16 protein-coding genes are annotated in these 17,943 nt (G+C 61.4%); 9 read left to right on the top strand and 7 right to left on the bottom strand.

Annotated features, from left to right (window positions below; genetic code table 11):
* Positions 1-73: 73 nt before the first annotated feature.
* The 3 genes from P3T23_RS14735 to P3T23_RS14725 are packed head-to-tail and all read right to left on the bottom strand — an operon-like array spanning position 74 to position 2,860.
* Positions 74-1,060, bottom strand: coding sequence for a 2Fe-2S iron-sulfur cluster-binding protein (locus tag P3T23_RS14735; RefSeq protein WP_429316900.1), 987 nt, complete (start codon positions 1,058-1,060; stop codon positions 74-76).
* 55 nt (positions 1,061-1,115) lie between these two features.
* Positions 1,116-1,586 carry an aromatic-ring-hydroxylating dioxygenase subunit beta gene (locus P3T23_RS14730; protein WP_429316899.1) on the bottom strand — a complete coding sequence of 157 codons (471 nt, stop codon included), beginning with the start codon at positions 1,584-1,586 and terminating at the stop codon, positions 1,116-1,118.
* Between the two features lie 2 nt (positions 1,587-1,588).
* The gene (locus tag P3T23_RS14725) at positions 1,589-2,860 is read right to left on the bottom strand and encodes an aromatic ring-hydroxylating dioxygenase subunit alpha (protein ID WP_429316898.1); all 1,272 of its coding nucleotides are present in this window, start codon (positions 2,858-2,860) and stop codon (positions 1,589-1,591) included.
* 122 nt (positions 2,861-2,982) lie between these two features.
* On the opposite strand from P3T23_RS14725, the gene P3T23_RS14720 reads away from it, so the two are divergent.
* Positions 2,983-3,813: an IclR family transcriptional regulator domain-containing protein gene (locus tag P3T23_RS14720; RefSeq protein ID WP_429316897.1), complete on the top strand. Its 831-nt coding sequence runs from the start codon at positions 2,983-2,985 to the stop codon at positions 3,811-3,813.
* Between the two features lie 357 nt (positions 3,814-4,170).
* Here the strand turns inward: P3T23_RS14720 and P3T23_RS14715 are convergent, their stop codons facing one another.
* Positions 4,171-4,956: an IclR family transcriptional regulator domain-containing protein gene (locus tag P3T23_RS14715; protein WP_429316896.1), complete on the bottom strand. Its 786-nt coding sequence runs from the start codon at positions 4,954-4,956 to the stop codon at positions 4,171-4,173.
* 176 nt (positions 4,957-5,132) lie between these two features.
* Here P3T23_RS14715 and P3T23_RS14710 point away from each other — a divergent pair, with 176 nt between their 5' ends.
* From P3T23_RS14710 to P3T23_RS14680, 7 genes are all read left to right on the top strand, one after another.
* Positions 5,133-5,891 (top strand): SDR family NAD(P)-dependent oxidoreductase, encoded by a 759-nt coding sequence (locus P3T23_RS14710; RefSeq protein WP_429316895.1) that lies wholly within the window; start codon positions 5,133-5,135, stop codon positions 5,889-5,891.
* Between the two features lie 11 nt (positions 5,892-5,902).
* The gene (locus P3T23_RS14705; RefSeq protein ID WP_429316894.1) at positions 5,903-7,360 is read left to right on the top strand and encodes an NAD-dependent succinate-semialdehyde dehydrogenase; all 1,458 of its coding nucleotides are present in this window, start codon (positions 5,903-5,905) and stop codon (positions 7,358-7,360) included.
* 812 nt (positions 7,361-8,172) lie between these two features.
* Positions 8,173-9,255, top strand: coding sequence for a substrate-binding domain-containing protein (locus tag P3T23_RS14700; protein WP_429316893.1), 1,083 nt, complete (start codon positions 8,173-8,175; stop codon positions 9,253-9,255).
* Positions 9,256-9,328: 73 nt separating this feature from the next.
* On the top strand, positions 9,329-9,613 hold the full coding sequence (locus tag P3T23_RS14695; RefSeq protein WP_429316892.1) for an ATP-binding cassette domain-containing protein: 285 nt from the start codon (positions 9,329-9,331) through the stop codon (positions 9,611-9,613).
* 634 nt (positions 9,614-10,247) lie between these two features.
* On the top strand, positions 10,248-11,195 hold the full coding sequence (locus P3T23_RS14690; protein WP_429316891.1) for a 3-keto-5-aminohexanoate cleavage protein: 948 nt from the start codon (positions 10,248-10,250) through the stop codon (positions 11,193-11,195).
* Positions 11,196-11,440: 245 nt separating this feature from the next.
* Positions 11,441-11,950 carry a nuclear transport factor 2 family protein gene (locus P3T23_RS14685; RefSeq protein ID WP_429316890.1) on the top strand — a complete coding sequence of 170 codons (510 nt, stop codon included), beginning with the start codon at positions 11,441-11,443 and terminating at the stop codon, positions 11,948-11,950.
* A gap of 94 nt (positions 11,951-12,044) precedes the next feature.
* On the top strand, positions 12,045-13,157 hold the full coding sequence (locus tag P3T23_RS14680; RefSeq protein ID WP_429316889.1) for a Gfo/Idh/MocA family protein: 1,113 nt from the start codon (positions 12,045-12,047) through the stop codon (positions 13,155-13,157).
* An 89-nt stretch (positions 13,158-13,246) separates the two neighbouring features.
* Here P3T23_RS14680 and P3T23_RS14675 read toward each other — a convergent pair whose 3' ends face one another.
* Positions 13,247-13,777, bottom strand: coding sequence for a MarR family winged helix-turn-helix transcriptional regulator (locus P3T23_RS14675; protein ID WP_429316888.1), 531 nt, complete (start codon positions 13,775-13,777; stop codon positions 13,247-13,249).
* 555 nt (positions 13,778-14,332) lie between these two features.
* Between P3T23_RS14675 and P3T23_RS14670 the strand changes: the two genes are divergently transcribed.
* Positions 14,333-16,081, top strand: coding sequence for an FAD-binding protein (locus P3T23_RS14670; protein WP_429316887.1), 1,749 nt, complete (start codon positions 14,333-14,335; stop codon positions 16,079-16,081).
* A 301-nt stretch (positions 16,082-16,382) separates the two neighbouring features.
* Here P3T23_RS14670 and P3T23_RS14665 read toward each other — a convergent pair whose 3' ends face one another.
* On the bottom strand, positions 16,383-16,922 hold the full coding sequence (locus P3T23_RS14665; protein WP_429316886.1) for a MarR family winged helix-turn-helix transcriptional regulator: 540 nt from the start codon (positions 16,920-16,922) through the stop codon (positions 16,383-16,385).
* A gap of 243 nt (positions 16,923-17,165) precedes the next feature.
* The gene (locus P3T23_RS14660; protein WP_429316885.1) at positions 17,166-17,933 is read right to left on the bottom strand and encodes a glucose 1-dehydrogenase; all 768 of its coding nucleotides are present in this window, start codon (positions 17,931-17,933) and stop codon (positions 17,166-17,168) included.
* Between the last annotated feature and the right edge of the window lie 10 nt (positions 17,934-17,943).

The following is a 17,943-nucleotide window of genomic DNA, read 5'->3' as shown; positions in this document are numbered from 1 at the left end:
CATGGTTGTTGTCTCCTTGCCTGTATTGCTGGAACGTCAGGGGCTGGCGGGCACGAAAACGGATACAGGCGCGTCAGCCGGTATGAACGAACGCGTCGCTGAAGAAGTCGTCTTCGGGCAAGCCGGCCTTCACGAAGGTGTCGCGCGCGGCGCTTGTCATCGATGGGTTGCCGCATGCGTACACCTCATATCCCGCAAGCGAGCCAAAGTCTTCGAGCACGGCCTCGTGGACGAAGCCGCGCCGTCCCGTCCACGCCTCGTCGGCTTCGGACAGTACCGGCACGAACTTCACACGGCCACTGTCATGCCATTTCTGCGCGAGTGACGCGAGATAGAGGTCTTCGGCGCAGCGCGCGCCCCAGTACAGATGCAACGGCCGTTCGAGCTTGCGCTTGATGGCGTCCTCGACGATCGACTTCACCGGCGCGAATCCTGTGCCTGTCGCAAGCAGCACAGCCGGCCTGTCCGACCCTTCGCGCAGCATGAACTCTCCGAACGGCAGCTCGATGCGCAGCCTGTCGCCCTTCGCGAGGCAACCCAGCACGCCTTCGGAAAACCGACCGCCGGGAACGTGGCGCACGTGCAGCTGCACGCTGTCGTTTTCGTGCGGCGCGTTCGCCATCGAATAGTTGCGCCGCGTGCCGTCCTCCAGATCGATCTGCAGATACTGGCCGGCGCCGAACTTCGCGCGCACGCCCGCGGGCAGCCGCAACTGCAGGATGCTGACGTCGCCGGCCGGCTGCGTGATGCGGTACACAGAGGCCTCGAGCGTCTTGCGAGCGATGGGGTCGCGTTTCTCGATGCGGCGCGGCGCGATCGTCAGGTCCGTGTCGGGGCGCAGGCAGCACAGCAGCGCGCGCTCGGCCGGCGCCACCACTGCGCCCTGCACCGGCGAACGCCCCTCGCCCGCCACGAGGCGTCCTTCGCAGGACGCGCAGACGCCCTTGCGGCACGAGTACGGCACCGCATAGCCGGCGCGTTCGGCCGCGTCGAGCACGGTTTCACCGGCCGCGCACGGAAACGTTATGTCGCTGTCAGCGACGGAAATTTGAAGATCCACGATATCACCTCGATGCGTTGTCAGCCGGCGTCGGTCGAAGGCAGGTTTGCGGGCGTCATAGCGGCAACGCGAGCAACGTGTCGATATGCGAGCTGTCGCACACGACGACGCGCTCGCGCAACCGCACGCCCGCCTCGTCGCGCACGTACACGTCGCAATAGCGGCCCGTCGCGAACAGGTCGGTGGTCCCGTCGCGCATGATGCGCGCGACCATGAACGAGGTTTCGCTGCGGGCCTCAGTGCCGTCGTCGCTGATCACGTACGGCTGCCCGAGCAGATGGCGGTAGGCGTGCCGTTCGTAGACATTGGCGTCGCGCAGCGACGCGACCCGGTCGACCAGCATGCCGTACGATGCCGCGTAGATCATGCTACCCACGAGGCCGCGGCGATGATTGTCGGCGGTCGTTACCCTGTAGACGCACGACGTGGTGAAGAACCCGGGCCATTGCCCGAGGTCGCCGTCGTCGATGCAGCGCACGTATTCGGCCTGCGCACGGGCGATCAGTTGGTGGATGTCCTGCGTCATCGTCAATATCCCATCGCGTTACGGTAGGCCTTCCAGAAGCCGCGAATCGAGGCTTCCGTCACGCGGCTCGCGCTGCTGGTCGTGCCATCGCCGCCCATCTCGATCACCGAGCGTGCGTCGCTTGCACCGTCGATGCCGCGCTGCACGAAGCCGCCGACGCAGCCGTCTTCCATCGAGACATAGCCTGCCGGACCCACGAGGTTCGCCTGGCGCAGACGCATTTCCCGCAACTCGGGCGTGTCGTCCTCGAAGCCGAGATAGATCCAGTTCAGTTCAGTCTGGCGCGCGCCGCGCGGCAGGATCTGGCGCACCGCGATGGCGTTCTGGATCTGCTGCAGCACGAAGCCCGGAAAGACTGAAAGAATCTGCAGCGTGATGCCGTCGCCGAACTCGTCGGTGCCCGCGAGCACCGAGGTGTCTTCGAGGCGGTGGCCGCTCTCCGAGCGGATGTTCTGGGTCGCGTAGTCCTTCGTGGCTGCCTGTTTCGCCGCTTCAGCCGCGTGATCGACTGCTGAATAGCTGACGTGATGGCCGCCGCTGGGGTCGACGATGATGCCACCGCGCTGCGACAGCTTGTTTAACTGGAAGGTCGTGAAGAACAGATGCAGGATGCTCGCATGATAGGAATCCTTGACGTTCTCGAAATAGAGCTTCCAGTTGTTCGGCAGCATCTGCGTGAAGCGGCCGAGCACGACGGGCGTGCGGTTTTCGAGCACACGCGCAATCCGTTCGACGATCTCCTCGCCAAGGTATTCGTCGAGCGGCGGCACGTCGTCGGAGAAGCTGCCGAACACCAGACCGTGCAGCGTCGCCACGCGCAGTTTGCGCAAGCCGTGATCGCCGAGGCAGAAACCTTCCTTCATGCCGCCCTGGCCGTTGATGCCGTCCCGGAACGCGACGCCGAGCAGATCGCCCTGCAGGCTGTAGGTCCAGGCATGGTAGACACAGCTGAATTCCCTCGCGTTGCCCTCGTCCTCCAGGCAAACCATCGCGCCGCGATGCGCGCAGCGGTTTTCGAACGCATAGAGCTCGCCGTCCGTGTCGCGCGTGACCACCACGGGAGCATCGCCGACGAACGTGCTGCGAAAGTCACCCGGATTCGCTACCTCGGCTTCGAGACACAGATAGCTCCAGTTCGGACCACGAAAGATCACTTCCTGCTCGTCCGCATAGACTTCGTCACTCTGGAACAGCGCATAGGGCACGCGCGTGACACCCTCGGTGGGCCACTCGATGCTGACGCGGCGCGCCGGCTTGATGGGGATGATGTTCAAGTTTCTGACTCCGTAGAGGGCGTTTGCCAAACGCCGATTACCGGGGACCTCGGCGGGACTGTAGTTGACAGCCCTACCCGGGTGTGTTCGAATACCGTACATTGTTCGATATACGACCCAATATGACACCCATCAAAAGCCCTGTCAATACAGAGGACCGAGCCTTGTCGCCCGTCAAGGACGAGGCCGGGACAATCCAGGCCCACGCGAAGGAAGGCATGGGGGGGCTGGCCAAGGGGCTGGCCATCATTGAGGCGTTCGGCCCGAACACCACGCGCATGACCGTCTCGGATGCGGCAAATCTGGCTGACCTGAGCCGCCCCGCGGCGCGGCGATGCCTGCTGACGCTCGTCGAGCATGGCTATCTCGCCCACGACGGCAAGTTCTTCACGCCGCTGCCGCGCATGCTACGGCTGGGTAGCGCCTACCTCAGCACGTCGTCGCTGCCGCAGATTGCGCAACCGCTGCTGGCGAGCACGCGCGACAGGCTACAGGAGTCCGTCTCGCTGGCCGTGCTGGACGAAGGTTATGCGGTGTTCATCGCACGCGCCGAGGCGGTCCGTATCGTGTCGACGGGCGTGAAGCTCGGCGGCCGCTTGCCCGCCTATTGCTCAGCCACGGGACGCGTGCTGCTTGCCGGCCTGCCTGAAGAGCAGGTGCGCGCGCACCTCGAAAGCGTGCCCATGAAGCGGCTCACCGATCGCACAGTGGCAAATCTCGACGGGGTGCTGAAGGCGATCCGGCGAGCGGCAGAGGACGGCTACGCTATCAGCGACGAAGAGCTCGAAATCGGCATGTCGGCGATGGCGGTACCGGTAAAGAACAGCGCCGGGCAGATCGAGGCGGCGCTGAGCGTGAGCGTATTTTCAGGGCGCGTGAGCATCGAAACGTTGCGGGAAAGCTTCCTGCCGGCGCTGCGCGAAACCGCCGGGCGTCTGCAACGCTCGCTATAGGCCAGCTGGCGATTCGCGTATCCGGCCAAGAGGCGTGCTCCCGACTACCGACGTTTCCTGACGTATGGTGCACGCGACTCACGCGCACTGGTGCCAGTCGGAACCAGCGCGGCGGCCAACAGGCTCAATCAGCGAGCGTGACCGCGTAGGACCGCGGCGCAACGGTGGCAGGTGATGGGTGATCCAGACGCGCCTGCGCGCGCGCCCGGTTATATAAAACTTCGTCGATTCGCCGATCGCGCGCCCTGCCCGCTCGCGACATGTGGGATGCAGATTTCGCAGCTACCGAGGCCCATCAACCGTGCGAGTGCGAGCCACGCAGGCTCGCTGAAGATGCATGGCAGGACAGGCGAAGCGCTACAACAGGGCGGCAAGGTGGCGGCGTGCGATTTCAAGTTCTGGCAGCAGGTGATCCACTACGCCTTCGCGCGTCATGCGGCTTGTGGACACCGAAAGGCTCATGGCCGCAATCATTTCGCCACGTGCGTTGCGGATCGGAACGGCGATTGAGCGAATACCGATCTCCAGTTCTTCATCGATGATGGCGTACCCGTGTCTGCCCACAAATTCGATCTCTTTCATGATGCTGGTGATCGTGGTGAGGGTGTGAGGCGTCAGAGCGGGACGTGCCATTCTGTTCAGCATGAATCTCACCTCGGCCGGCGGTCGTCCTGACAGCAGAACGCGCCCTGTGGCACTACAGTAAGCAGGCAAGCGCGAGCCAACACCCAACCCGCTGGACAGGCTGCGCCGATGCGTTGAGCGCGCGACGAAGACTGCATCCTGCAAATCCAGCACAGCGATCGAGGCAGATTCTTGCGTGCGTTCGCTGGTGATCTCCAGGATAGGTTGCGCAACCTTGGTCAACGGATCTGAGACTACATATGCATAACCCAGCCTCAGAGCGCGCGGTGCCAGGACAAAACTGTGACCATTCTGCGCGGCATAGCCCAGCCTGCACAGCGTCAGCAAACTGCGACGTACCGAACCCTTTGTATGGCCGGTTATCTCTGCCGCCTGTGTCACGGTCAACGGCCCTTTTTTCATACCGAATGCTTCGATGATGGACAGCCCTTTTTCGAGCCCCATCACGTATTCGGGTTCGTTTTCCCGTGATTCTTTCCCGCCCGCATGAGACGCCATAGACCCTCGCGAAATTCGAATTTCGTACAAAAGTCCGGTATGCGGACATTGTAGCCAGGATCGTTGACACCTGATCAGCCTTTGCTGATATTTCGCTACATACCACAGGGCAAGCGACCCACAGGAACGTAGATCACTCATTGCCACCTGAAGTCTTCTGACGTGCGAAGGAAACCATGAAACCTGAATTACCCAAGCGCATTATTGTCACTGGTGGTGCCAGCGGCATTGGCTACGCTTTCAGCGAACACCTTGCACTGCTGGGGCATCGTGTCGTCATCGCCGACCTGCGTGGCGCGGACGAAGCCGCAGGGCGTCTTCGTGGGTCCGGACATCAAGTCATCGGCGTGCGCACGGACGTTGTCAGCGAGGCAGATGTCGCTGACATGGCGGCCGCAGCAGTCTCGGAGTTCGGCGGAATCGATGGCCTGGTCAATAACGCCGCACTGTTTACCACCCTGACGCTCAAGCCGTTTGAGCAGATCACCAATCAGGAATGGATGCGGGTGATGGAAGTCAACACTATGGGCCCGTTCAACTGTGCCAAAGCGGTGTTGCCACATCTGCGCCAGAGCGGTCGGGGGCGCCTCGTGAACATCGCTTCCACCGTGCCAATCAAGGGGCCCGTGAATATGGCGCATTACGTGGCCAGCAAGGGGGCCGTCATTGCCTTCACTCGCGCACTTGCGCGGGAACTGGCGAAGGACAGCATTACGGTCAATGCGATTGCCCCGGGCTTCACGCTAAGCGACGGCGTGCTGCAGACCGATCTGCAAGACCGCATTGGTGAAAACGCCCGTACTGCCGGCCGCTGTATCCAGCGCGATCAGGTGCCAAACGACCTCGTAGCGGCGCTGGCTTATCTGGTCAGTGATGGTGCGGGCTTTGTCACCGGCCAAACCCTCGCCGTGGACGGCGGTAGTGTATTTCTTTGAGTCAGGCAGCTATGGACACCACAACTGCACAATACGAAGCACTCGCCCTCTACATCGGTGGCCGTTTCCTGAGCGCTAATGGGCGGCCCGAACAGGATGTGATCAACCCTGCGACTGGCAAGGCGTTCGCCCGATTGCCGCACGCTACGCCCCAGGATCTGGATGATGCCGTGAACGCAGCGGCGGATGCATTCCAGGTATGGCGACACACGCCGGCGATCGAACGCTCAGCGTTGCTGCGCCGCGTCGCCTCGTTGATCCGGGAGCGAGCGCCGCAGATCGCCCGTAACATTACGCTCGACCAGGGCAAACCTTTGGCCGAAGCCATTCTTGAAGTACAAAGCTGCGCTGAGCACGCTGAATGGCATGCGGAGGAGTGCCGGCGCATTTATGGGCGCGTGATCCCGGCGCGCACGCCGGGCGTGCAGCAGACGGTCTCCCGTGAGCCCATAGGTGTTTGCGCTGCATTCACACCCTGGAACTTTCCCTTCAACCTGTCGTTACGCAAGGTGGTCGCGGCCTTGGGCGCGGGCTGCACGCTGGTGCTCAAGGGCCCGGAGGATTCGCCAAGCGCAGTGGTGGCGATGGCGCGTATATTCCACGATGCGGGTTTGCCAGCGGGATGCCTCAACGTCGTCTGGGGCGTGCCGTCTGAGGTTTCTACGCATCTCATCAACGCTCCGGCGGTGCGAAAGATTTCGTTCACTGGCTCCGCCGCTGTCGGCAAACAGCTGGCGTCGATGGCCGGCGCGCAGATGAAGCGCATGACGATGGAACTGGGTGGCCACTCGCCGGTGCTGGTGTTCGATGATTCCGACGTAGAACAGGCCGCGCGTTTTCTGGCGCGTACCAAGACACGCAATGCCGGTCAGGTCTGCATGGCACCGAGCCGCTTCTTCGTGCACGAAAGAGCCCATGAGCGGTTCGTGGATGCCTTCGCCGCCGAATACGCACCGCTACGGGTCGGAGACGGCCTCGATCCGCAGACCCAGATGGGCCCGCTGGCCCACGAGCGACGCGTGGACGCAATGCAGTCCCTGGTGACGGACGCGCGGGAGCGCGGCGCATCGCTGGTGTGTGGTGGCAGCCGTCTGGCTGAAACAGGCTACTTCTTCCCCCCGACCATCCTCACCGGCGTACCCGCTGACGCGCGTCTGATGGTCGAGGAACCGTTCGGACCTGTTGTGCCGATAACGAAATTCAGTACCACTGAAGAGGCTTTGGCACGTGCCAACGCGCTGCCATACGGGCTGGCTTCCTACGTGTTCACCAATTCGATCGCGACCGCCGAATACGTTGCTGGCCGTATCGAGGCCGGCATGGTTGGCATCAACCATTTCGGCCTGGCACTGGCCGAAACGCCGTTGGGCGGCGTGAAGGAGAGCGGTATGGGCAGCGAAGGAGGCATCGAGACGTTCGATGGCTACCTCGTAACCAAGTTCGTGTCGCAGGCCAGTCGGGTGCCCTGACAACAACGCGACCGGACCTCTTCGTCAGTGCCCCCGTACGAGCGAACTTTCGTGCATCCGGACTGCACAAAGCGCCTGACCACGGCGTAGGCGCTGCTGGCGTCGCGCGAATGCCTGTCATGCGTTTTCATGAAGCCGAGTTTCGCTGGCGTCTCCGGGAGCGTCGGCGCATCGCGGACAATCCAGCATGTCTTCCGATGCATCGCTACGTGCCCTTCGTCCCCGCCTCATCGTTTGCGCTGCAATGATTCTATAAGGGCTCGATTTATATCGATTGCTGCGCTCTGGAATTGACGAAGTCCGGGACGCCAGGGAATTCCCCGACCCACTGCCGTGCGCGGCGGCGGTCTGGTGCATCGCATTTGCCAACGTGTGCGAATGACTAAGTCCGACCCGACTGCGATCGCCGTGGCGCGGGATATTCTCGAACCAACCCGCGCCTCAACGAGGATGGAGGTGCATCCGGTTTTCGGCGACCGGAGCAGAACTGTGCGCCCTTGCCAGGGACTTTCCCCAGGGGGCCTTGACTTCACTCATTCCAAAACACATTATTCGATATAAATCGATCTTACAACGTACTGTTGCATTTAGGATCGCGTAGCAATACCGCTACAGGAAAGCTCCATTTTCCTGATCGGCCCATTTCCATTACTCATCAACCACCCACGGCGAGGATCACCATGCTCTTCAGGCTTCGCGTATCGCAAGCTGCAGTGCAAAAACTGCAAAGTCCGTTCTTTGCGAAAGAGACTTCGACTGCTCATCAATGCGGCCTCGAGAACCGGCGCGATCTTCGATACTGGCGATCGAAGATGCTCGTCTCGGCTATGCAAATATGCGCCAGCCTGCTTCTTTCCGCGGGTTTGACCTGTACCGCCGCCCACGCGGCGCAAGATTCCATCACGAACCATCAAGGCGACATCACGCCGTTGTGCGGCACGAAGCCGATGATCGTCGGCGTGTCGGACGGCTACGGCGGCAATACGTGGCGCAAGACCGGGCTCGCAGAAGTCAAGGACGAACTCAGTCGGTGCAAGAACGTCACGCGGATCATCTACAGCAATGCCAACGGCGATCCGCAGAAGGCGAATTCCGACATCAACAGCATGGTCGCGCAGGGCATCAATGTTCTCATTCTGCTTCCTGACTTCGGCGCGGTGCAGCTTCCCGCAATGCGGGCGGCCATGAAGGCGGGCGTCGCGGTTGTCCCGTACTCGGCTCAGCTCGCTGGCACACCTGGCCGTGACTACGTCGTCAACGTGGTGGGCGATACGAAGCAGATCGGTGTCCTGTGGGCCGACTGGCTCGGAACAACACTCAAGAAGGGCAATGTCGTGTTCATGGGTGGATCGCCCGGCGCGACCACCTCCCAAAACTTCATGGACGGTCTGAGAGACGGACTCAAGAAATATCCGGATCTGAAGTTGCTCAATCAGCAGTACATCGTGACGAACTGGAATCCCGTCGACGCCCAGAAGGCCACGGTCGGTCTCATCGCGCAGTATCCGAAGATCGACGCCATCGTGACCGATGGTGGCGAAACCGCGCTGGCCGCCGTAAAGGCATTCGAACAGGCTCACCTTCCGGTCCCGGCCATCGCGACGATTGCAAGCGACAATCAGGTGAATTGCCATTTTGTCGCGGCGAAGCAGTCGGGCAAGCCATATCCCTATTACACGCTCGACGGCACGACGACTTACGTTCGCTTTGCCGTGCGGCAGGGTGTAGCGGCCTATCAGGGCACAGCTGACAAGGAGTCGCCGTCGATTCTGCCCTTTGCCTACGCAGATAGTGCCAAGGGCCTCGATCCGAAGTGCGATCCGTCCGCTCCGCCTGATGCCGACCTCACCTCCGCGCTTCCGCCGGAGAAGCTGAAGGCCGTGTTCGAGCATTGATAGCTGAGGGCGAGTCACGAACAAACAGAATTTACTTCTGCAGATCGATGGGGTCACGAAGACCTTTCCCGGCGTGCGGGCACCTGACAACGTTACGTTCTCGGTGCCCGCGGGCGAAGTCCACGGTCTCGTCGGAGAAAACGGCGCGGGCAAATTCACCTTCAGGGCTGTGGCGTCGGGCGCCCTCGTCCCCGACAGTGGACGCGTCGCCATCATTGGCGAGCAAACCTTGGCGGACACCGAACCGGCGCGCCGCCTCGGGCTCGCGATCGTCCGGCAGGAGCCGGCCCTGATTCCCGGCTTGACCGTTGCCGAAAATCTCTGTCCCGGCGTGCCGGCCGGGCAGCGCCCATCCTGATGAGCACGAGCGAGTGGGCTCAACGGTTGCTTCTGCTCCGGTAGTCGCAACCTTGCTGACCTGTTTCGCCTGGGCCGCTTGTGCCATTAAGGCAGGCCCTGCTCGCGAAAGAGCCGGTAGTCCCTTTTGTGATCATCGCACATCGCTGATGTACAGAACCGCCGCTCACGCGCCGTTCACCAGGGCATTCCCTGGGTTACTTGACTTAATTGATTCTACAACGCATGATTCGATGTAAATCGATCTTGTGCGTAATTATCTTAGCGCAAACGATCTGATTGCGAGAGGGGCCAGCTCCTTGCATCCCGGCGTTTTTTAGTGCGCAGGGGTCGCGGGGGCAGACGCGGTCTCGAGGAGCTCAAATGTGTGGATATGGACGTGGTGAGGAGGTCGCCGTCGTGTGCAAGCACTCCGGTCGGGGAGTTTCGGGCTCCCCCTCCAGCGACGTACGGCTCGAAGCGCCTATACAGGCAATCCGGGAAGCCTCCACGCAGCGCAAAACGTTTCGCGTCTCGCTCAAGGCGGACACGGGTCGCGGCTTCTCCGGCGCGACCCGCCAAAACCTCTCCTGTTTGATTTCCGTGGGTTCGAAAGATTTGCGAACCTAAATTCACTACCTGTGTCGAGGATCATCATGGCCGAAAAACTGTCGCTCTGGGAAGCCGCCAAACGTGAAATGGAGGAGTACCAGTTCATCGCGGGAGCCGAGCTGCAACCCAAATGGGACGTATCGGAAAAGATCGCAATCAATGCCGCTGTGTCGGGGCGCTTTGATAGCACCACGTCGCTCGAGGAGTACGTGGACGCCGCGTCGAGCGTCATCGAAGCCGGCGCTTGCGGCGTGCACATCGACTTCTCGTTCATGACCGACGAGAAGGGGCGACGCCTCGACCGCGACATCCCGCCCGTCGAGGCGTACTCCGCGGTCCTCGAGCCGCTGCGCTCGCGCTTTGGTAACGACTTCGTGGCGAATTTGAACGTCCTCAACGGCTCGACATTCGACATATGCGTGAGCCCCGCTCGCGAAGGTCTGTGCGAAGTCGCACCGTGCGCGCCGGGCCATCCGGAAGCGTTCATGGTGCCCGCCATCTCGGAGCTCGAGGCAACCGGCGTCAAGCCGGAACTGGCCGTCCACAGCTCCGGCGAGATCGAACTCGCGAAGCGCAAACTGATCGATACCGGCATTCTCAAGAAGCCCTACAACTGGCTGATTCTCTATGGCCTGCCGTTCAACGTCGGTCGCACGCTGGTGTCCGGCACGTGGGTGAGCAACGCCCAGGACATGACGCGCCACATGTTCCTGATGGTCGACCAGATCCGCCAGATCGATCCGACGTCGGTCATCAGCGTCTGTGCGGCCGGCCGCGCAACGCTCTATATGACGACCCTTGCCACGATGATGGGCCTGCATATCCGGATTGGCACCGAAGACACGCCGTGGAAGTATCCGAACAGCGACGAGCGCCTCAAGGACAATCTGGAGATGTTCAGCATGGCGCGCGACATTGCCGGTCTGCTCGGCCGCAAGCCGGCAACGGCCAATGAATACCGGGAACTGGTCGGCAAGCCGCCCCGGACTTAAAAGGATCGCGCGGCCATGACCGCGCAAGCGGACAGCGGCGCAGGCACGACGGGAGTGGGCGATCGGATGCGAAGATCAACGCAGACGAAGCCCGCTCCGCATGTGCGGAGCCGTTCGACTCGATCGTCAGGTCACGCTCCGGATTCGCAAGTGGATTGCGCTCGCGATTGGTTTCAATCCACTCCCCCCAAACGGCGTGGCATCAATTTGCTTCAGCCGCGACGATTCAATCAAGGAGACCGAAGTTGGAAGCGAAACTTCAACAGCTACTGGATGAAGCGGAGATTCGCCGCGTGCATATCCGCTATTGCCGCGGCATCGATCGGATGGACTGGGATCTCGTGCGGTCGTGTTATCACCCGGATGCGATCGACAGGCACGGCGCGTACAACGGAGGTGTCGAAGGTTTCATCGACTGGGCAGCCGAGTTGTTGCCGAACTTCGAATCGACGCAGCACTTCACCGGCAACCAGTATGTCGAGGTCCACGGCGATGTGGCGTTTGCGGAACACTATGCGCAGGCAAGTCACCGCACGAAACCCGACGGCGACAAGCCTGCGATGGATTGGGTAGTGAACATTCGCTACGTCGACCGCATGGAGCGGCGCAACGGTGAATGGCGCATTGCCGATCGGATGGTCGTGCTCGACTCCCAGCGATCAGACCCGGTTCCCGGAGATCTGGCCCCGCTCGAAAATTTCAATGTCGGGCGCCGTGACAAGGAAGACCCGTCGTACAAATACCAGATCGCATGACGGGTGCGGCCGGTGTCTGTGGCCGGCTCCATAGGGCCAACCTTTGAGATCAGGCGCTCAAGGTACTGCAGTTACCTAAACGTTAGAGGAAGCAATGGAAGGAAAATATCGTGTTGGTATCGTCGGCCTGAGCCCAGGACGCGGTTGGGCGGCGACAGCCCATATTCCGGCGTTGCGGGCGTTGTCCGACGTCTTTGAGCTCGCCGGCGTGGCGAATACGAGCCTCGCGAGCGCGCAGGCCGCGGCCGCCGCGTTCGACATCCCGCGGGCATTCGAAAGTGCCGCTGCGCTGGCCGCATCGCCGGACATCGACATCGTCGTCGTCACCGTCAAGGTTCAGCACCACAAGGAAGTCGTCACGGCGGCCCTGCAGGCGGGCAAGAGCGTGTACAGCGAATGGCCGCTCGGCAATGGGCTCGAAGAAACCATCGCGCTTGCCGAACTCGCGCGCGAGAAGAAGGCATTGGCCGTCGTTGGCGCGCAGGCGATCGCCTCCCCCGAAGTGCAGTTCATGCGCAAGCTCGTCGCGGACGGCAAGATCGGCGATGTCCTGTCTTCGACGTACGTCGGTTCGGGTTTCAGCTGGGGCGACGACATTCTGCAGGGTGATGCCTACGCCATGGACAACCGGAACGGCGCCACACTGCTTTCCGTGATCGGGGGGCACGCGATTTCGGCGATTGATGCCGTCCTCGGCAATATCGAACAGATCCACGCGGTGCTCTCGCAACGCAGGCAAACCGTGCGCGTCATCGAGACGGGCGAAACCATCGAGATGAAAACGCCCGACCACCTCATGGCGAACGCGATTCTGCGCTCCGGAGCGCCGCTGTCGTTGCAACTCCGCGGTGGCCTGCCGCGCGGGACGAAGCTGCTGTGGGAGATCAACGGAAGCGAGGGCGATCTGCGCGTCACCGCGAGGAACGAATACGTCCCGGCGGTCAACATCTCGCCCTTGCGCGTCGAGTTCGGACGCAAAGGCCAGAATGGCTATGAGGAACTCGACGTCCCGGACCCGTTCCCGATCGATGCCGACGATGCCGTTGCAGCGCGCAATGTCGCCGGCGTTTACCGGTTGATCGCCGATGATCTGCGCCATGGCACGCGCACGGCGCCCAGCTTCGATCACGCACGCGCACTCCACGAAGTGCTCTATGCAATCGAGCAGTCGAGTGAAACGGGCAATCGGATCGAGGTGAGCAAGTAGCAAGCGTGTGCGGCTCTCGTCTGCGCCGCACACGCACCGGTCAGCAATGGCCCCACGCCATCGTCGTCGTACCACCGACCGGCCGGCGGCTAGTCGATCGCGGAGTCGCCCTGAGACATCAGGGTCAGGTTGTCTTCGACCTTGTGCATGACTTTCCAGAAAACCCGAAGATCTTTCGCCGAGATGCCTTCGAGCGAAGATGAAATCATCTCGGTGAGCTCGGGCAGCAATTCGTCGACAAGGCGTCGTCCTTCATCCTGCAGGCTGACGTCGTATTTTCTTCTGTCCGTAGGGTCGCGCGTGCGTCGCACGAGATTGCGCTTTTCCATGCTGTCGAGCGCCGGTACGGCCGTGGTCGACGCAATGCCTACCCGCTTGCTGAGTTCAAGCTGGTTCATTTCGCCGCGTTCTGCAAGAACACGAAGATAGAACCAGTGCGCAACCGAAATGCCCTCCTTGTCCAGCACCTTCTGGGCTTGGGCCTCGTAGAGGCGGTACAGCGTGCGTGCCATCCATGGCACGGTTCGGCCGCGGTCGTCAAAAACGACTGAGCGGCGACCACCCGCCGCTTCCAGCCCCTCGAGCGCTTCGTTCACTGCATTCGAACTCAACTTTGACATTGGCCATTCCTCAACTAGGGTCACACGGCCGGCAACGGACGGGCTGGGCGGCAAGCGTCATGTCCCGACGAATTTGATTTATATCGAATAATCCTAAATGTGATCGATATTGTCAAGGCAGCATGTGCCGATGAGCGGGCTATGCTTGCGCTCATCCGATCGGGAGATTCGAAGGCTGACTTGCAACGCGCCCAGGAGAATCCCCAAGCGCCTTGACATCAGTCATTCTTATACGCATTATTCGATATAGATCTATCGTTGACACGATGATGCTGTTCGGTGCGATTTGCTCTTGACGCGCCGATAGAGACTCTCGACGTCATCGTCGCCATTGCTCCGGCAGTCGCCTGGTTTGGGCATCGGCGCTATCGTTGTGTCTGGTGCTCCGCTTTAGTCGAGGGCCTCTGCACCGTGTGCGTTCAAGGCAGTTTCAGTTCACGAACCGTGCCGCCGGTCGCGTGCGAGACGATTCGTGCCGGGGCGACTGGAATTTTGCGAGTCAGAGCGGCAATTTCCCGACATTCCTTCCCGGACCTCTCAAACAGGACAAACGCTATGGGCACTGATATGACGGCAAACTGGGATTTCGAGGTCGATGTCATTATTCTGGGAGCGGGTGCAGGCGGCATGTCGGCGGCCATTGTGTCGAAGAACGAGGGCCTCAAGCCGCTCGTCCTCGAAAAGACGGACCAGGTCGGCGGCACCTCCGCCTGGTCGGTGGGCATGATGTGGTTCGTCGATAGCGTGCCGATGCAGGAGGCGGGCTTCCAGGATTCCTTCGAGAAAGCGCGTCGATACTTTGCGGCGACCGTTGGCACCACCGTGGGTAGCCCGCTCCAGGAAAGCTACATTACCCAGGGCCGGGTTGCACTCGACTACCTGGTCCGCCATTCCGAACTCAAGGTGATGGCGGTCCATTATCCAGACTATTATCCGGAGTCCGATGGCGGCATGTTCGGACGGGCTCACGCCCCGCTCGAGTTCGACGGGCGTCAACTCGGTGCGCACTTCAAGGACCTGCGGGCACCGCTGCCGGCATTCGCGCCATTCGGCGGCATGATGCTCGACCTTCTGGACTTGAACCACTTCTTGTCGTTCACGCGCTCGTTCAAGTCGTTCTCGCATGTCGTGAAGCGCTTCCTGCGCTACGGCAAAGACCGCCTGAGCTATCATCGCGGCACCCGTCTCGTGGGCGGCAATGCGCTCATCGCGCGCCTGTACAAGACGATCCTCGATGAGCAGATTCCGGTTTGGCCAGGCGCTCACGCGACCCGGCTCATCACCGAGAATGGTGCCGTGATCGGTGCCGAAGTGACGCGCGATGGCCGCACGTCTCGCGTACGCGCACACCGCGGTGTCGTTATCGCGACCGGCGGCTACAGCGGTAACCTCGAAATGCGACGCGAGCATTCCCGTCAACCGACGGTCGAACTCGGCCTCGGCTTGCCGAGCAACGTCGGTGAGGGCATTCAACTCGGCCTTTCAGTCGGCGGCCGGCTCGATCACAACGGGCGCGACACGGGCTACTACGTGCCGATTTCGCAATACAAGAACGAGAAAGGCAATACGCTGTGGGGCCACTTCATGCTCGATCGGCCCAAGCCCGGTTTCATTGCGGTGAACGAGGAAGGCAACCGTTTCACCAATGAAGCCGCGTCGTATCACGCCTTCACCCAGGGGATGTTCGACGCCGGCGCAATCCCTGCGTTTCTGGTCGCCGACGCAGCAGCCGTGAAGAAGTATGGCATTGGCGTCATCCTGCCGGGCATGTCGCTGCGTCGCTATGAGGAGTCGGACTATCTCTATAGCGGCGAGACACTCGCGGAGCTCGCCGCCAAGGCAGGCATCGATGCCGGCGGGCTCGCGCGCAGCGTCGTACGCAACAACCGCTTCGCGGAGACCGGAGTCGACGAGGACTTCGGCAAGGGCGCGTCGGCGTACAACACCTACAAGGGTGACCCCACTCACACCCCGAACCCGTGTATCGGTCCGATCACGAAGGGACCGTTCTATGCAGTCAAGCTGATGCCGGGCGACTTCGGCACCAGCCGCGGTCTCGTGACGGGCCCCAACGGCGAAGTCCTGGACAGCAACGACCGTCCGATTCCCGGCATCTTTGCATGCGGCAACGACATGAACTCGCCTGTTGGCGGTCACTACATCGGCGCAGGCATCACACTGGGACCGGCGATCACGTTTGGTTACCTGGCGGCTATGGCGCTGGCGAAGCCTGGTAGTCGGTCACAGGCAGGTCTCGCTTCTGTGGCTGCTTCTTCGGCGGTCCAGAATAGCGCTCAAGCCTGATAGGCGTGCTGGCGAGATCGGGCGACGCGTGGGCGAGCGCCTGACTCCGGCCGCACGAGCGAATTCGCCAGGCCAGTTTCGCGGCCCTGGTGCCGCCGGTCGCGTCGATGCATCCTCCGCCGCCCCACCCGGGGCGGCATTGCGGATCTCGATGGCAACGCAGTAGAAGATCTAGCCACGCGAGGCAATACGCAGCAGTTTCTCCCATACGTCCGATGGCTTTGTAAGGTCACACGGATGATCCGAAATCATCGTCCGGCCCTCCGCCCTAACGGCCTCGGCGTCGTCGGCGCGCAGACAATCAGTCGACGACCGTGGCGCCTTGGGCCATCTGAATCAGGTTCGATTCGATCTGGTGCATGACCTTCCAGAAGACGCGCATGTCCTTCTGCGAGATTCCGTCGAGCGACACCGAAATCATGTCAGTCAGATCGGGCAGCATTTCGTCGACGAGGCGCTTGCCTTCATCCTGTAGTTTGACGAAATACTTTCGCCTATCGTTTGGATCGGGCACCCTTTTCACCAGGCCGCGCTTTTCCAGATAGTCGAGCGCGGGTACCGCGGTCGTCGACGCGATGCCCACGCGCTTACTGAGCTCAAGCTGATTGACCTCGCCGCGTTCGGCCAGCACACGAAGGTAGTACCAGTACGCAATCGGAATGGTCTCCCTGTCGAGGAGCTTCTGCGCCTGTGCATCGTAGAGTCGGTGTATCGTTCGCGCGATCCACGGAACGGTCCTGCCGCGATCATCAAATACATCTGATGGCCTCTTCGCTGTTGCCTCTACTAACTTCGGAGCGGTGGTGGCTGCCTTGATTGCAGACGAATTGGATTTGGGCATTCACTCATTCCTCGACATGGGATCGAGCCATCGATCGGTGCTATCTGTTCAAAATGGATTCAACCAGAGAGAAATCATACAACAGGATTAGCACGGCTTCTATGGACGGTGGGATGAGAAGCGGCTGAGACCCGCGATTACGGCTTCGTTTGCAGCAAGCGGTACGCCTGCATGTCCGAAGAATTCCGTGGAGGGCCGTCCGTCCACGGGTGACAGGACGGCCGCATCAAGCGCATAGCAACATCAGATGGCAAGAAATCCCCCATCGACCGCCAACTCGGCTCCAGTCACGAAAGACGCCTTGTCCGAAAGAAGCCAGACGGCGGCAGCAGCGATCTCCTCCGGAACGCCGATTCTTCCTAAGGGGTGACTGGCTCGAAGCTTCTGGATCAAATCGGCAAATTGCGGATCGGACACCAGCGCCTGAACCATCGGCGTGTCCACCGCACCGGGGAGAATGGCGTTGACGCGGATCTGCTTGTCGCCGTAGTCGACCGCCGCGCCCTTTGTCACTCCCAGAACACCGCCCTTGGAGCCACAGTAGTCCGCCGCACTGCGCACCGCCACGCGGCCCAGCGTGGACGAAGTATTGACGATGGAGCCGCCACCCGTTTGCAGCATTGCGCGTATCTCATGCTTCATGCAGAAGAACACGCCGTCATAATTGACCGCCTGAATTCGACGCCATTGCTCGGCAGTCAGTTCATGCAGCAGGACGTTCGTCTGGGAAAGACCGGCATTGTTGAATGCGCCATCGAGCCGACCATACTTGCTCCATGCCGCATCCACCAGCGCCTCGACCTGTTCTTCATCAGCTACGTTCGTTGCCACGAAGATTGCATCACCGCCTGCCCGCCGAATCGCCGAGATCGTCTCCTCTCCCGCCACAACGGCAATATCGGCGACCACTACGCGTGCCCCCGCCACGGAGCACGCCAGAGCCGCGGCACGTCCGATACCCGAGCCACCGCCGGTGACGATGATGATCTTCCCTTCAAGATCGCGGTTCATATCTTTATCT

It is taken from the genome of Paraburkholderia sp. GAS448, from assembly GCF_050435685.1.
Taxonomy (GTDB): domain Bacteria; phylum Pseudomonadota; class Gammaproteobacteria; order Burkholderiales; family Burkholderiaceae; genus Paraburkholderia.
This window is presented reverse-complemented; position numbering and strand designations above follow the sequence as displayed.